The sequence below is a fragment of the Phyllobacterium sp. SYP-B3895 genome (assembly GCF_009647635.1).
In the GTDB taxonomy this organism is placed as follows: domain Bacteria; phylum Pseudomonadota; class Alphaproteobacteria; order Rhizobiales; family Rhizobiaceae; genus Phyllobacterium; species Phyllobacterium pellucidum.
Genome location: NZ_WJIG01000003.1, coordinates 20,773 through 36,631, shown reverse-complemented (window position 1 = coordinate 36,631; position 15,859 = coordinate 20,773). Strand labels below are relative to the sequence as shown.

Here is a 15,859-nt window from a genome sequence, read left to right as displayed (position 1 = left end):
GCAATGAGTTGCGCCTGAGGGCGGACAGGTGGGGAAAATGGGGAATACGGACGCTGACAGGCTGAAGGATTATCTGACGCTCATCACCAGGAAACATGGCGGTATCGAGCCCATCAGAAACATGCTGGAGGAGCGGACCAAGGCCGGAGGCGATTCCGGTCTCGAAAGCATGTCCGGCGATACGGATGAAACGAGGCTCGCCAAATCCGGCCTCGAAGCGATCGAGCTTGGCCGCGATCCCTCCGAGGGTGAGCTTTACGGCCTTGAAGCGATCATCCTGCCGGACTTGCGCCCGGCGATCGACATTGTCGACAACACCTTTACCGTCACGCATCCACTCTGGCGACGCCTGTCGGATGATGCTGCCATCCGCACCAGGATAGAAGGGGTCATTCCGTCGATCGGCCGCATCGAATTGCCGGGCAACAACAAGTATCCCTATGGTGGCACCGGCTTTGTCGTCGGCGACGGCCTGCTGATGACCAACAGGCATGTCGCCGAAATTTTCTCGAAAGGGCTTGGCGACCGCAGGCTCGCCTTTATCGACGGCGCTCGGGCGGCCATTGATTTCAAGCGCGAACAGGGACGGCCGACCGGCCCGATGCTCGACGTCGTTCGCGTGGTCATGATCCATCCCTATTGGGACATGGCAATTCTTGCCGTGAACGGCCTTCCCGCAACCGCCAAGCCATTGAAACTGTCGCTATCGGATGCGCGCGACCTCACGGGCCACGATATTTTCGCCATCGGCTATCCTGCCTTTGATCCCCGCAACCCCTCGGATGTTCAGAACGATGTCATGGCGGGGCGCTACGGCGTCAAGCGGTTGCAACCGGGCGAACTCCAGGGCGGCATAACGACATCGAGCTTCGGCAAGATGGTACCCGCTGCGACACATGATTGCTCGACGCTGGGCGGAAACTCGGGCTCAGCAATTCTCGACCTTGATAGCGGCGAGGTCATGGGCCTGCACTTCGGGGGCCTTTACCAGAAGCAGAATTATGCCGTGCCGGCGTATGAGCTTTCGCGCGACGGCCGCGTAATCGCGGCCGGCGTGCAATTTGCCGGAACGCCGCACGGCGGTGCCAATGATTGGGGCGATTGGTGGCAGCGGGCCGATGGTGCCGAACTTGTTGCGAATGGCGCAGACCCGACGATTTCCGGCACCGGGGATACCGCTTCCGGTGCCACCTCCAACGCCGCATCGTCAATCACGATCAAGCAAGAACGCGAGGTGGGACGTATCGTCCTGCCGCTACGCATCACCATTTCAGTCGACCTCGACGATCAGAAGGCCGTGGTCGTGGCAAGCGAAAGTGTGAGCGCCGATGACGCTGACATGACAGAGTACGCGCGTGCGCCGTTCCGCGATACGGATTTCAGCACGCGCAAGGGCTATGACGCACATTTTCTCAATGACCCAAGTCAAGAGGCGCTCCTCGCGCCGGTCGAGGTGGCCATGCCGCAGGCAGCGGATGCGAGCGTGCTCGCCCGGACGCTCACGGGATCGGACACGCTTCACTATGAAAACTTCTCGATCAAGATGCATGCGCAGCGCCGCCTTGCTCTGATCACCGCGTCCAACGTTACCAAAACACCCGAACTCAAACGGCCTGAACCCGGTCGCGACTATACGCGGCGCGGCCTTTCCGGCCTCGGCGAGAGCGACCAGGAACTATGGTTTACCGATCCGCGCCTCGATGAAGCCCTGCAGATTCCGGATGTGTTTTTCACCAGGGATCGCAAAGCTTTCGACAAGGGCCATATCGTGCGCCGCGACGACGTTGCCTGGGGCGCGACCTACGATAAACTGCGTCGGGCGAACGGCGATACCTATCACGTTACCAATTGCTCGCCGCAGGTCGCGGGGTTTAACCGGGCCGCCAGCGGCCACGAAAATTGGGGCGATCTTGAAAACTGCGTGCTCGCCGAGGCAGCCAACGAGCGGCTCTGCGTTTTCGCCGGACCGGTGCTAGACCCTTCAGACGAAGTCTTCACCGGTGTCGGCGACGGGCGAACTGTGCTGCGTGCCAAGATCCCGTCGCGCTACTGGAAGGTGATCACCAGCCGCGTGGCCGATGGCATCGCCGCCTATGGATTCATGCTTGAGCAAGATCTTGCCGACGTCGATTTCGAATTCGCCGTGCCGGCCGAATTCGTGCCGGCAATGTATCCGATTGCCGACATCGAACGCCTGGCCGGTGTCCGCTTCGACGAACAGGTGCGCAAGGCCGATCAGTACGAGACGGTTCGCGGAACCGAAGTCGGGCTGCACGCGGGCACTCGCCGGAAAAAAATGGCGGCAGGCGGGCCGGCTCAACCCGCTCGAACGCAAAAATAAGGGAGGGAACAATCGATGCCACGTTGTCCTTTTGCGACCTGGAAGCCGATCAGCGGTTCGTCTGGAACCTACACCGGGGGCCCGTTCAAGATCGTTCATCACACGACCGAAGGAAGTTCCGCGGCCGGCGCATTCGCCGCGTTCAAGGCGAACAGGTCCGATCCGCATTTCACGGTCGATGCCACCACAATTTACCAGCACATCGATACGGACACTGCCTCACGCGCGCTCAAGAACCTCGCTGACGGTGTACAGACGAACCGCGATTCGGCCATCCAGATCGAAGTCGTCGGGTTCGCCCACCGGCCAAAGGTTCGCGCCACCCTCGATAATGTTCGACGGCTTTGCCGCTGGCTCGAAGCCACCCATTCCATTCCGAAAGTCTGGCCGAATGGCTTGCCCAAGCCTGCGGTCAACGGGCAGGATCCGGGCGGCCATAACCGCAACGCCAGTATCTGGGATACGAAGGGCGGCCACTACGGCCACAGCAACGTGCCGGAAAATACCCACTGGGACCCGGCCTACACCAAGCCGGAAGTCGATTACCTGATGCTAGAAGATACGGAGGGACCGGAGGTCGTGGAAGGGCTGGAAACCATTCCGTTGTCCGATCCCGGGCTTGAAAGCGACCATTCGCATATGCCGGACCATGCCGATCCGCAAGGCACGCATACTGAGATGCCGGCAAGGCGACCGGCACGAGCCCGGGCCAAGCCGGCTGCAAAGGCGTCTTCGCGGCCTAACAAGACCGTCAAGTTTGACGAGAGCCCCGTCGGCACAGTCAAGGTCGCAAGGGCAGCAGCCGGAACGAAGAAGGCCCCGCGGAAGATCGACTAAGCCTTCTAGGCGGCGCAAGCTTCGCAAATGGCGGCGACATGCCGATGGTCGGTGCCGCAGCATCCCCCGAGGACGCGCATCCGCGGAAACGCGCGGGTCAGCGCTTGATAGCGGCGTCCGAGATCGAGTGGATCGCCGGCATCGAGCGTGGTCGAGTCGTCGAGTTCAGCGTGACTTTTGGTCGAAGCATTGGCTCTCAGTCCACCAATGCGGCGCGTCCACGCTTCGCCCTGTTCCAAGACCTGCGCAAAGTGCGTGGGATGCGCACAATTGATCATGTAGTATTGCGGCGAACCACCCGTCGCCTCGTCGACCCGTTCGATCGCTTCCCGCAGAGACAAACCAGTCACCAGCTTGCCATCGGTTTCCACGGTGAATGATATCACGCAAGGCATTTCACTGGCTCGGGCGGCGCGCGCGATGCCGATCGCTTCGTTGTAGTTGGTAAGCGTGTAGGCGGCAACCAGATCGGCTTCGGTATCGGCAAAGGTTGCGATCTGGGCGGCGTGGTAGGCCTCGGCCTCATCGGCATTCATATTGCCGGCCTTGTAGCCGTCGCCGCGCGGACCGATTGCGCCGCTGATGACGCAGGGCGTTGCAGGCGTTTCATATTTCTGACGAAGTTCGGCAAGCAGGTCCACCGAACGGCGGTTGACGGCGTCCAGGTCGGCGGGGCCGTAGCCGAGCTTGGCGCCCCAGTCCGCGTTTGCCCTCCATGTCGGCGTGTCGAGGATGAAGCCGGTACCGTTCTCTTTCGCCACTTCAAGATAGCGAACATAGTAGTCTTTGAGATGCTGCCGTCCCTCGTCGGTCGACATCAACACGAATGCGGCAAATTCCGGCAGCTCAATGCCCTCAAGGAATATGAGTGTCGTTTCCATCCCCCCATCGCTGAGGAAAAGGCTGCCGGAAAGCTGCGGCAGATTCTGGCGATATTTTGCCATGATCGTCTCCAAGGTTACTGCCGCACTCCCCGGTCATCTGACCCTTGTCGGCATGGTCCTTTTTGCGCTCTTTGGGCTGCACGATCTAGAAAGCTTGCGGTGCGGCGGCGGATCAGCTGATAAACCTGTTGCAATTTCAGAGACTTAGCTGCCGCAATGGCCGGGATCGCCCTTTCCATGCTATGCTCACCAATCGCAAAACTGTATCGACAGTACAGTAGTTCTGGGGAAGGCCATGGGCAAGGGCGCGGAAACCCGCGAACGGATCATCGAAATCGCAGAAGCTTCGGTCCTCGCCAAGGGGTTCGGCGCAACGTCGATCGAAGAGATCATAGTCGAGGCCGGCATCACCAAGAGCGGCTTCTTCTATCACTTCAAGGACAAGAACGAACTCGCCCATAAGATGGTTCGGCGCTACGTTGACGAGAACAATCGCGTTTTCGACGAGATTTTCGAACGCGGCCATCAATTGTCAGACGATCCGCTTCAAGCCTTCCTCATCAGCCTCAAGCTTCTTGCAGAAACCATGTCCGACCTTCCAAGCGGCCATCCCGGCTGCCTCATTGCCAGCATCTGCTACCAGGAAAGGCTCTTCGATCGCAATGTGCGCAATCTTATCGCCCAATCGGTAAAGGAATGGCACATGCGCTTCCGGGCGATGCTCGACGACATTGCCGCTGTTAACCGCCCGCGCGATGCGATCGATCTCGGCGATGTGGCCGACATGCTCTCATGCATTGTCGACGGCGCGATCATCATGTCGAAGGCGCTCAACGATCCCAAGCGTATCGAACGTCAGGTGCTGGCATTTCGAAGCTTCGTCAAACTGTTGTTTTCGCCTCCGACCGCTCAGCTCGAAAAACCACCTGTTCCAGACAGCATACAGGCCGCATGAGATGGTGCTCCTTTATGACGGGATGACATTCACGCCATAACCCGCTATCGAACAGCCTTAAATAGATCACAAGACGTTCGGAAAGCGCGAAGTTATGAAGGAAGCGATTTCACTCAAGCAGTTGAAGGAAGCGGTTGGCACCGAGGTCGGCTGCTCGGAGTGGCGGGTGGTCAGCCAGGAAATGATCAACCAGTTCGCAGATGCCACAGATGACCACCAGTTCATCCATACCGATCCGGAGCGCGCAGAGAAGGAAACGCCCTTCGGCGGGACGATCGCCCACGGATTCCTGACGATTTCGCTGCTTTCGACGCTCGCCTATGAAGCCCTGCCGATGCTTGAGGGCGCGACCATGGGCATCAATTACGGTTTCGACAAGGTTCGGTTCATGGCGCCCGTAAAGTCCGGCAAGCGGGTTCGCGCCCGCTTCAAGCTGGCGGATGCCGATATCCGCCCTTCCGGCCGCGTGCTCAACAATTACGAAGTGACCCTGGAAATCGAGAACTCGCTCAAGCCTGCGCTGGTCGCCAATTGGCTGACCATCGCGGTCCTCGAAAATCCGCCTGAAATGGATTGAACGGCGGGCGCTTGCCTCAAGCGGCGAGCTTGCCTTCCAGATCGAGCGGCGCCGGCACCCCCTTGTATTTCGTCACCAGTTCCTTGAATGGAAACGGCCCCTGCACGAACATGCCCATGTCGTAGGGGTTGCGAATTTGTGCGCCTTTAAGGAACAACAGGTGCATCTTGAAGAAGTTTTTCCTGGCACGGGCATAACGTTTCGCGCTGTGGATGCGCTTGAAGCGAATGCGCTCGATGACCGGCGCCTGACGTGGCTTTATACCAAGAGCCACCGCCGGATCGGATTTGTAGAAATGCACGATGTCGGTGACCGTCTGGATCTCTGCCCACAGGACCGGGCTCTCTTGCATGACCACACGCACATCTTCACGCAAACCATCGGCGCGCGGGTGCAGGGCGATCATCAGCAGGCAGGAACCCGCAGCGACCAGTGACACCGGCTTGCGCCTGAGCAATTCCGGATCGATACGCCATACGTCAGCGATGGCCTCGACCGCGGGCACCGTACCTAGACTATGGGCGATAATGACGACCTCGTCAGCGTCGGTCGCTCGTAGCTTTTCGGCAAGATTGGCTGCAAAGGCCTTGCGGCGTTGGTTGAGAGCGGTATTACGGCCGTAAATGCGGTCGGAAGCTGCCGCCCAATCGTCAAGCAAGTACGAGAAGAACACCTTCTCCCCGGGCCAACGGATGAGCACACGGCCAATGACGAGCGCGAGCGGCACCGTCCATAGAAGGTGAAGCTTGCTGCCCTCGGCGAGCAAGGGAAAGAGACCAACCGCCAGCGCGGCAAGCGTCACGAAGCAGGCATAGGCGAACGGCCAGAGAAAGAAGATGCAGAAGCGCCAGCTGGTGCGCAGATATCGCCAGAAGGTGCCGGTCAACAAAATGTCGAGGAACGCCATGAGACCGGTTGCGAAGCGCGTCACGACGTTGCGCGCTGCATAGGCGTCGAAGATATCGGCCGAACCGTACTGGCAGAATTTCGTTTCGGTTTTCCAGTCACTGCCGCGCGTCGTGATGTTCATGGTCGCGATGTCGTCGCCTTCGGCAACTATTGGACCGGCAGCGGTTCTTGCGCGCCACAGCTTGTTGAAATCCGCGGCGCTATTGAGATAACGCCCGCGCACCGCATCAGGGTGCAGGCCCTCATAGCCGGTGAAATTGATGACGAGACGCTTTCTGACGGCCATTTCACTTCTCTCGGCAAAGAGACCACGCGAAATCGGCAGTCATCACAATCGTTGCAATGCGGCAGCCACCCAAAATTGGAAGACTGCGCCCGCATGATCGCGCCGTTTACATGAAAATGGCCGGACTGCACAACCGGAACTTCATGCAGTCCTAAAAATCAGCCGTCCATCAAACCCAGATGTCGCGCGCGGATTCCTGCAGGAAAGCGAAAGCATAGGGTGAGAATGAGCGCCAGCATTCGACGCGGAATGTATTTTCCGCCGTGCGCCAGAGGACGACCTCGATCTTGCCGAGAACCGTGCGGGAGGCGGCCCCCACCGGGAAGGCGCGTTGCGAAAGGTCCTGAGGACAGCCGCCATTGACGACGCCTTCCGCCCCTTTGCCCGAAACGATGATCCCGACATTGCGATGGGAAACGTCGACTGCCGAATGCAGTACCTTGGCCTTGGCGAGGTCCGCAACGAGGTTACTTTCGCCGTCGTCGATAATCAGCCACTCGTCGGGGCCAAGCCACAAGGCGGCGCGGCTCCCATTCACGGCAGTCGATTTCGGTTTTGTCGGCAGCGCCGCACCGAGTGCCCTCGAAAGGGCAGCGACAGCGTCCGGGCGGGCCCGCAGCGAGATACGTGTCGCGTTATCAGCCAGCGTCACCGAGACCGCGGCCGGACCGGTGCGACCCGACTGCAGCGGATGCAAGCGTGTTGCCTGGATCGTCTCAACCATTCAAACGCTCTCCCTTTTCATCGAAGAATACAGTTCCGGTGACTTCCACTTCGATCACTCCATTCGGCATCGGCACATGTAGCGTCTCGCCGAGCCGCTTGGTGCCATCGATAACCAGCGCGAGGGCGATGGAGCGGCCGCAATTTTCCGACCAGTAGGATGAAGTCACATGTCCGATCATTGTCATCGGCACAGGCTGGTTCGGATTGGCAACGATCTGCGCGCCTTCCTCCAGCACCACCTTCGGATCAACGGTCTTGAGACCGACGAGTTGCTTGCGTCCCGGGGCGACGAGATCGCGGCGCAAGAGCCCGCGAATGCCGACATAGTCGGTCTTGTTCTTGCCGATGGCCCAGGTCAGCCCGGCATCCTGCGGCGTCACCGTGCCGTCCGTATCCTGACCAACGATAATATAGCCTTTCTCGGCGCGCAGGATATGCATCGCCTCGGTGCCATATGGCGTCAGGCCAAGCGGCTTGCCGCGTTCGTAGATCGCTTCCCAGACCGCCTGCCCGTAATCGGCCGGAATGTTGATTTCGTAGCCCGTTTCGCCGGTGAACGACATGCGGAACAACCGCGTCGGCACGCCGCAAATCTTGCCTTCGCGCACGCTCATGTGCGGCATGGCTTCATTGGACATGTCGATACCTTCGACCAGCGGCGCGATGATCTCCCGCGACTTTGGCCCCTGCACGGCAATAACGGCCCATTGCTCGGTGGTCGAGGTGAGCCACACATCAAGGTGCGGGAACTCGGTCTGCAGGTAGTCTTCCATGTGGTTCATGACGCGGGGCGCACCGCCGGTCGTCGTCGTGACGTGGAAGCGGTCCTCGGCGAGGCGGCCGACAACACCGTCATCGTAGATGAACCCGTCTTCCCGCAGCATGATGCCGTAGCGCAGGCGCCCGACGCCAAGCTTTTCCCATGGATTGGTGTAGAGCAGTTCCAGGAACTTCGCCGCATCTGGGCCAACAACCTCGATCTTTCCTAGTGTCGAGGCATCGAAAATGCCGGCCTCGGTGCGAACGGCAACGCATTCGCGGTTGACCGCGGCATGCATATCCTCGCCGGCCTGCGGATAATACCAGGCACGCTTCCACTGGCCGACATCTTCGAAGGCAGCGCCCTGCGCCGCATGCCAGGCGTGCATCGGTGTGCGCCGGGTCGGATCGAAAAGATCGTGCCGCGCATGATTGACGATGGTGCCGAACGTCACCGGCGTGAACGGGGCGCGGAACGTCGTGAGGCCCACAGCCGGAATCGGTTTGTTCAGAGCCTCGGCAGCGATGGCAAGGCCGTGGAGGTTCGATGTCTTGCCCTGGTCGGTCGCCATGCCGTTCGTGGTGAAGCGCTTGACGTGTTCGATCGAGTGCATGCCTTCGCGCACGGCGAGCCGGACATCCTTGGCCGTGACATCGTTCTGAAAATCGACGAAAGCCTTGACCGTCGTGTCTGGCCCAGCGCCGGCCGCCGAGCCGATCATCCCGCCGATCCAACTGGCGCTGCCGGTGGCGGTCAATGATACCGGCGTACCATTGCCGGCAAAACCCGCCTGCTCGGCCGACGATCCGCCGGCGGCGATGGCCTCATTGATCACGTCCTGCAAGCCGTCCGTGCCGTTGCAGGCACCGACCGACAGGCAGTCCTGCGCGTAGGTGCCGGGAAGGAACCTCTCGTTTGCCGCGTCCCACGCCACCTTGCCGCGCGATTGTGAGAAGAGGTGAACCGAGGGCGTCCAGCCTGCAGAGACGATCAGGGCATCGACGGCGACCTTGCGCTCGCTGCCGCCCCTGTTGGGCTTGATCAGCATCGATGAAACACGACGCTTGCCGCCCGCGCTGAAGACCGCATGTCCCGGCAGTACCTCGATACCCAGCGACCGCGCTTCCTCGATAATGGCCGATTTCGGGTTGTCGCGCGTATCGACGATGATCGGAACATCGATCCCGGCTCGCTTCAGGTCGATCGCTGCCGCATAGGCCGAGTCGTTGGCCGTGTAGACACCGACCTTGCGGCCTATCGCAACACCGTAATGATTGAGGAACATGCGCGCAGCCGAAGCCAGCATGACCCCCGGACGATCATTATTCGCAAAAACCATGTGCCGTTCGATCGCGCCGGTCGCGAGCACGACCTTCTTGGCGCGAATCTGCCAGAGGCGTTCGCGCGGCATTTCCGCTGCCGGAGTGCTGAGATGATCGCTGATCCGCTCCGCGAGACCGACGAAGTTCTGCGCATAGTAGCCGAAGGCCGTCGTGCGGGTCAGTACGGTGACATTGTCCATGGCACGCAGCTTGGCGATGGTCGCCGTCGCCCATTCGTAACCGGGCACGCCGTCGATGGTGACGTCGCTTTCATAGCGCAGCGCTCCACCGACTTCCGGCTGTTCATCGCAAAGGATAACGGTTGCACCGGTGGCTGCAGCGCTCAACGCTGCGGCAAGGCCTGCGGCACCGGCCCCGACGACAAGCACATCGCAATGGGCAAAGCGGTTGGAATAGCGGTCGGTATCCGGTTCGCCAGGAACCACGCCGAGGCCGGCGGCTGCGCGAATCTTCGGCTCGTAGATCGTCTTCCATGCGAATTTTGGCCACATGAACGTCTTGTAGTAAAAGCCTGCCGGCAGCATGGGCGAGAAAACATCGTTGATCGCGCCGACGTCGAAGGTCAGCGACGGCCAGCGATTTTGCGACTTCACCTTCAGGCCGTCATAGATTTCCTGAACCGTTGCGCGGACGTTGGGCTGCTTGCGTGACTTGTCACGCTCGATATCGACCAGCGCATTCGGCTCTTCGCTGCCTGCCGACAGGATGCCGCGCGGACGGTGATATTTGAACGAGCGTCCGACCAGATGGATGCCGTTGGCGAGCAGCGCCGATGCAAGCGTGTCGCCTTCAAGGCCGGTAAGGCTCTGGCCGTCAAATGTGAAACGGACTGTCTTTGCGGGTGTAAGCCGGCCTGCGCCGGAAATGCGGTTGCTGCCGGAATGAACCTGATTGGTCATGGCTCAGGCCTCCGCTTTCTTGGCGCGCGGCGTGCGCGGCGCGGGAGATTCGACGACCGCTTCTGCCGGCGTCGTCCCTCGTGTGACAAGTTGCTCGACATTCGGCTTCGGTTCGCCGGCCTTGTAGACGGTCAGGAACTTGTCGGAAACGGAATCGCGCACGGCGTTGAAGAACCGTCCGCAGCCATGAATGTGCCGCCAGCGCTCGAACTGAAGTCCCTTCGGATTTTGGCGGAAATACAGAAAGGCGGCGAAATCATCGTCCGACTGGTCAACGATCGGGTTTGCACGGACCAGATGCGCTTCGCCGGCATTGCGGAATTCCAGTTCCGGGCGCTCTTCTTCGCAATAGGGGCATTTGATGAGAAGCATGTCTTCGTCTCGTTTCTAAAAAAGTCAGTGCGCCACGGCAGCGGCGGCTGCCTCGTCGATAAGCCGGCCGCTGGTAAAGCGCTCGATCGTGAACGGAGCGTTGATACGGTGCGGCTCGTCGCGGGCGATCGTGTGGGCAAACACGTTGCCCGAACCCGGCGTTGCCTTGAAACCGCCCGTGCCCCAGCCGCAGTTGACATAGAGGCCTGGAACCGGGGTCTTGGCCAGGATGGGCGAGCGGTCGGGTGTGACATCGACAATGCCGCCCCACGAGCGCAGCATCTTGAGGCGTGTCAGGACCGGGAACATCTCGCAGATCGCATCGAGTGTATGGTTGATGATGTGAAGTCCGCCCGTTTGCGAGTAGGACGTATACTGGTCGGTGCCGGCGCCGATCACCATTTCGCCTTTGTCCGACTGCGAAATATAGGCGTGCACGGTGTTCGACATGATCACGCAGGGAATCAACGGCTTGACCGGTTCCGAGACCAGCGCCTGCAGCGGGTAGCTCTCGAGCGGCATGCGGACGCCCGCCATGTTCATGATGACCGACGTATGGCCGGCAGCGACGACGCCGACCTTCTTGGCGTTGATGGGGCCACGATTGGTATCGACACCGACCACTGCGCCATTGGCGGCGCGGCGAACACCGGTGACTTCGCAATTCTGGATGATGTGAACGCCGCGGTCAGCGGCCGCTCGGGCATAGCCCCAGGCCACGGCATCGTGGCGTGCGGTACCGCCGCGGCGCTGCAATGCTGCACCGATGATAGGATAGCGCGCGTCGGCAGAGAGGTTGATCGGCGGGCAGAATTCCTTGACCTGCTCCGGCGTCAACCACTCATTGTCGATGCCGTTCAGCCGATTGGCATGGATGTGGCGCTTGAACACCTGAACGTCGTGGATATTGTGCGCGAGCATCATGACGCCGCGTGCCGAGTACATCACGTTGTAGTTGAGGTCCTGGCTCAGCCCTTCCCAGAGCTTCACCGCATGTTCGTAAATACCGGCGGATTCGTCATAGAGATAGTTGGAGCGGATAATGGTCGTATTGCGACCCGTATTGCCACCGCCGAGCCAGCCCTTTTCGAGCACGGCCACATTGGTGATGCCGTGTTCCTTGGCAAGATAGTAGGCGGTTGCGAGACCGTGGCCACCGGCGCCGACAATGATGACGTCATATTCCGACTTCGGTTCGGGCGATGTCCACTGCTGTTCCCAGCCTTTGTGGGCACGCATGGCTTCGCGGGCCAGAGCAAATACCGAATATTTCCGCATTACCTATTCCCTTTGCGCACAACTTGGCTTCGAGCGCCGATTGTTCAAAGATTTCTCGCCGGTTTCCTGTCCCAAAATCGACATGGACTTTATCGACATGCGCGGCGTGTTAGCGCATCACTATCGCATCTGTCCAAGCGTCTTTTGCCATTTTGCGACGGAGATTGGCGCGCGATGCCGGTCAGCCCCAAATTAAACCGTGGTCCATGGCTTTGGCGAACGAATATCAGCAATTCCACGCTAAATCGCCATGGACATCGTTTTGAGTTTCTGCTAATGCCGACCGCAGTTTGCGATGGATGACCGTCGCGAAGTCCGGTTTGTTGTCCCATGATCTTCGGTCCGGGATCAGTGGCCAGGCTCAGTGAAATCTAAGAGATACAGGATAAAACGTGCAGGTACTCGTACGCGAAAACAATGTTGATCAGGCTCTCCGCGTTCTCAAGAAGAAGATGCAGCGCGAAGGCATGTTCCGCGAAATGAAGATGCATGATCACTACGAGAAGCCGTCGATCAAGCGCGCTCGCCAGAAGGCGGAAGCAATCAGCCGCGCTCGCAAGCTTGCCCGCAAGCAGGCACAGCGCGAGGGTCTTCTGCCGATGCCGGCACGCAAGGCGCCGGTTCGCGCCGCTGCGGCTCGTTGATCAGCGGTTTATCGACGCTTTTAACCCGATATCGGGGTGGAGTGGCTTCACGCCGCGCCGCCCTTTTTTCGTTTGGTGCCATCGGAGCAAAAGAGCTTGCACGGCTCTGAGTTGTACGGGACACATAGACAATGACATATTCATCTGAACGCGCCGCATACGGCAAATTTCCCTCGGTACGCTATGCCGGATTGTTGATCGCGTCGATCTCCGCGCTCGGCCTTGCCGGATGCCAGAGCACTTCGACCACCGACATGACCGGGATCGACAAGGCGCAAGGATCGACCGAGAACATCAGTTCTTTGAATGATGTCATCCGCAACAATCCGAAGGATCCCGAGGCATATAATGTCCGCGGTTCCGCCTATGGCCGCGCCGGCAAGAACAATGACGCGATCAAGGATTTCAACGTCGCGCTTCAGTTGAACCCGAACTTCTACCAGGCCTATTCGAACCGCGCGCTCGTCTATCGCAACATGGGCAACTCCGCCCAAGCGATTGCCGACTACAGCCGGGCGATCCAGATCAACCCGCAATATGATGCTGCCTATATCGGGCGCGGCAACCTCTACCGCCAGGCGGGCCAACTCGACCAGGCGATGAACGATTTCAACCAGGCGATCCAGCTCAGCACCACGGATGCGCGCGCATACCACAATCGCGGTCTCATCTATCAGGCGCGCAACCAGCACAAGCAGGCCATCGAGGACTTCTCGACGGCGATCTCGCTGCAGCCCGATGCTGCAGAGCCCTATAACGGCCGTGGCATTTCCTATGTGGCGCTCGGCGATGACGACAACGCCTTCGACGATTTCAACTCGGCGATCAAACTCGACGGCACGATTGCCGAAGGCTGGGCCAACCAGGCGCTGATCTACGAGCATCGCGGCGACAAGGCCCGCGCCGCCAAGTCCTACGCCCGCGCCGTTCAGCTTGACCCCAAGTACAAGCCTGCTGTCGACGGTCTGGCGCGCACGCGCAAGTCCTGATGCAATAGATGAGCAGGAACGTCGTTGTCGTTTTTGCTCACCCTTTGAAAGACAGCCTTTGTGCGCACCTTGCTTCGCTCATAACCGCGAAGCTCGATGCGGCCGGTCACAGCATCACCTTCGTCGATCTCTATGAGCGAGACTTCGACCCCCGCCTCACGGCAAATGAGCGGAAGGCCTATTACGCGGATGCTTATGACAACAGCGCCGTGGCCCTCGATGCAGAAGACCTCGTCCGCGCCGACATTCTGATTCTTGTCTTTCCGACATGGTGGTTCGGCCTTCCGGCAATTCTCAAGGGTTGGATCGACCGGCTGTTTGTGCCGGGTGTTGCCTATGACCACGCCCCTGATTTTGGCCGCATGATTCCGCGACTCACCAGGCTCAAGTCTTGCCTTGCCGTCACCACGCTCGGCTCGCCCTGGTGGATCGACTGGTTCGTGATGTTCCGTCCGGTCCGCCGCATACTTTCGCGCGCCATCATCGGCACATGCGCGCCGCAGTCGCGGTTCTCCATGCTCTCCCTCTACAAGACCGAACAATTGTCAGCGAAACGGTTGGCGGCCTTTGAGCGCCGGCTCGGGCGGAATTTGGGCCGCCTGATCTAACAAAAAGCCCGCCGATGGGCGGGCCTTTGCCTCATTCGCGAACACAAGTTCAGTGGTCCAGCGCCTTGACGATATTCTCGACCATCTTCTTGGCGTCGGCAAAGAGCATCATGGTGTTGTCGCGGAAGAACAATTCGTTCTCGACGCCTGCATAGCCGGAGCCCATTCCGCGCTTGATGAAAAGCACCGTCCCCGCCTTGTCGACATCAAGGATCGGCATGCCGAAGATCGGCGATTTCGGATCGGTCTTTGCCGCCGGGTTGGTGACGTCATTGGCGCCGATGACGAAGGCGACGTCGGCCTGTGCAAACTCCGAATTGATGTCTTCGAGCTCGAAAACCTCGTCGTAAGGCACATTGGCCTCGGCAAGAAGCACGTTCATGTGACCCGGCATGCGCCCAGCGACCGGATGAATGGCGTATTTGATTTCAACGCCTTCTGCCTTCAGCTTGTCGGCCATCTCGCGCAGGGCATGCTGGGCCTGGGCGACGGCCATGCCGTAGCCGGGCACGATGATGACCTTGGAGGCGTTCTTCATGATGAAGGCCGCATCGTCGGCGGAGCCCTGCTTGACCGGGCGCTGTTCGACTTCACCGCTGGCAGCAGTGCTGGTCTCGCCGCCGAAGCCGCCGAGGATGACCGAGATGAACGAACGGTTCATGCCCTTGCACATGATGTAGGACAGGATCGCACCGGACGAGCCAACCAGCGCGCCGGTGATGATCAGAGCGAGGTTGCCGAGCGTAAAGCCGATGCCCGCTGCCGCCCAGCCGGAATAGGAATTCAGCATCGAGACGACGACAGGCATGTCCGCGCCGCCAATCGGGATGATGATCAGGCCGCCAAGCACCAGCGACAGGATAACAATCAGCCAGAAGATCGCATGGCTCTCGGTCAGGACCAGCGCGATCACCAGGAGCACGATGGCGGCAAGAAGAGCAATGTTGAGCACATGGCGTCCGGGCAGCATGATTGGCTTGCCGGACATGCGGCCGTCAAGTTTCAGGAAGGCGATGATCGACCCGGTGAACGTGATCGCGCCAATGGCGACGCCGAGCGACATTTCCACGAGCGCCTGGCCATGAATGCTGCCGACTTCGCCGATCCCAAAGGAGTCGGGCGAATAGATCGCGGCGGCGGCAACCATGACAGCGGCCAGACCGACGAGTGAGTGGAACGCGGCAACAAGCTGCGGCATTGCCGTCATGGCGATACGCCTGGCAATGTAGGCGCCGGCAGCGCCGCCGATGGCAAGACCGAGGACGATCAGGCCGAGGCCCTTGAAGCTAGGCTCGGCAAGCGCCAGCGTTGTCGCGATGGAAATGCCCATGCCCGTCATGCCGTAGTAGTTACCCTGCCGGCTGGTCGTCGGATGCGAAAGGCCGCGCAGCGCAAGGATGAAGAGCACGCCGGAGACGAGATAAAGGAAAGTTGCGATATTCACACTCATG

At 60.0% G+C, this 15,859-nt stretch carries 14 protein-coding genes; 7 read left to right on the top strand and 7 right to left on the bottom strand.

Translation table 11 applies throughout. The features are described from left to right. The first annotated feature begins 37 nt into the window (after nt 1-37). Nucleotides 38-2,341 (top strand): DNA/RNA non-specific endonuclease, encoded by a 2,304-nt coding sequence (locus GF108_RS12785; protein WP_153668310.1) that lies wholly within the window; start codon nt 38-40, stop codon nt 2,339-2,341. Between the two features lie 15 nt (nt 2,342-2,356). Continuing rightward, nucleotides 2,357-3,178, top strand: coding sequence for an N-acetylmuramoyl-L-alanine amidase (locus GF108_RS12780; RefSeq protein WP_153668309.1), 822 nt, complete (start codon nt 2,357-2,359; stop codon nt 3,176-3,178). Between the two features lie 5 nt (nt 3,179-3,183). On the opposite strand, the gene GF108_RS12775 is transcribed toward GF108_RS12780, so the two are convergent. Further along, complete coding sequence (locus tag GF108_RS12775; protein WP_153668308.1) at nt 3,184-4,122, bottom strand: homocysteine S-methyltransferase family protein; 939 nt, start codon at nt 4,120-4,122, stop codon at nt 3,184-3,186. A 235-nt stretch (nt 4,123-4,357) separates the two neighbouring features. Between GF108_RS12775 and GF108_RS12770 the strand changes: the two genes are divergently transcribed. Next, on the top strand, nt 4,358-5,017 hold the full coding sequence (locus GF108_RS12770; RefSeq protein WP_153668307.1) for a TetR/AcrR family transcriptional regulator: 660 nt from the start codon (nt 4,358-4,360) through the stop codon (nt 5,015-5,017). Between the two features lie 94 nt (nt 5,018-5,111). Continuing rightward, a complete protein-coding gene (locus tag GF108_RS12765; RefSeq protein ID WP_091925384.1) occupies nt 5,112-5,594 on the top strand; it encodes a MaoC family dehydratase in 483 nt (160 codons plus the stop codon). Nucleotides 5,595-5,610: 16 nt separating this feature from the next. On the opposite strand, the gene GF108_RS12760 is transcribed toward GF108_RS12765, so the two are convergent. The 5 genes from GF108_RS12760 to GF108_RS12740 form a co-directional block, all read right to left on the bottom strand. Further along, entirely contained in the window at nt 5,611-6,789 is a 1,179-nt protein-coding gene (locus GF108_RS12760) for an alpha/beta hydrolase (RefSeq protein ID WP_153668306.1), read from the bottom strand. A 169-nt stretch (nt 6,790-6,958) separates the two neighbouring features. Next, nucleotides 6,959-7,513, bottom strand: coding sequence for a sarcosine oxidase subunit gamma (locus GF108_RS12755; RefSeq protein WP_153668305.1), 555 nt, complete (start codon nt 7,511-7,513; stop codon nt 6,959-6,961). Beyond that, on the bottom strand, nt 7,506-10,517 hold the full coding sequence (locus tag GF108_RS12750) for a sarcosine oxidase subunit alpha (RefSeq protein WP_153668304.1): 3,012 nt from the start codon (nt 10,515-10,517) through the stop codon (nt 7,506-7,508). Before GF108_RS12750 ends, GF108_RS12755 begins: the two co-directional genes overlap by 8 nt. A 3-nt stretch (nt 10,518-10,520) precedes the next feature. Next, nucleotides 10,521-10,889, bottom strand: coding sequence for a sarcosine oxidase subunit delta (locus GF108_RS12745; RefSeq protein ID WP_091925370.1), 369 nt, complete (start codon nt 10,887-10,889; stop codon nt 10,521-10,523). A gap of 24 nt (nt 10,890-10,913) precedes the next feature. Next, a complete protein-coding gene (locus tag GF108_RS12740) occupies nt 10,914-12,167 on the bottom strand; it encodes a sarcosine oxidase subunit beta (protein WP_153668303.1) in 1,254 nt (417 codons plus the stop codon). Between the two features lie 392 nt (nt 12,168-12,559). Between GF108_RS12740 and rpsU the strand changes: the two genes are divergently transcribed. From rpsU to GF108_RS12725, 3 genes are all read left to right on the top strand, one after another. Then, nucleotides 12,560-12,811, top strand: coding sequence for a 30S ribosomal protein S21 (gene rpsU, locus GF108_RS12735; protein ID WP_027229472.1), 252 nt, complete (start codon nt 12,560-12,562; stop codon nt 12,809-12,811). A gap of 131 nt (nt 12,812-12,942) precedes the next feature. Beyond that, nucleotides 12,943-13,800, top strand: coding sequence for a tetratricopeptide repeat protein (locus GF108_RS12730; RefSeq protein WP_153668302.1), 858 nt, complete (start codon nt 12,943-12,945; stop codon nt 13,798-13,800). A gap of 8 nt (nt 13,801-13,808) precedes the next feature. Next, on the top strand, nt 13,809-14,408 hold the full coding sequence (locus GF108_RS12725) for an NAD(P)H-dependent oxidoreductase (RefSeq protein ID WP_153668301.1): 600 nt from the start codon (nt 13,809-13,811) through the stop codon (nt 14,406-14,408). 49 nt (nt 14,409-14,457) lie between these two features. On the opposite strand, the gene GF108_RS12720 is transcribed toward GF108_RS12725, so the two are convergent. Then, nucleotides 14,458-15,858 carry an NAD(P)(+) transhydrogenase (Re/Si-specific) subunit beta gene (locus GF108_RS12720; RefSeq protein ID WP_153668300.1) on the bottom strand — a complete coding sequence of 467 codons (1,401 nt, stop codon included), beginning with the start codon at nt 15,856-15,858 and terminating at the stop codon, nt 14,458-14,460. Nucleotide 15,859 lies beyond the last annotated feature (1 nt).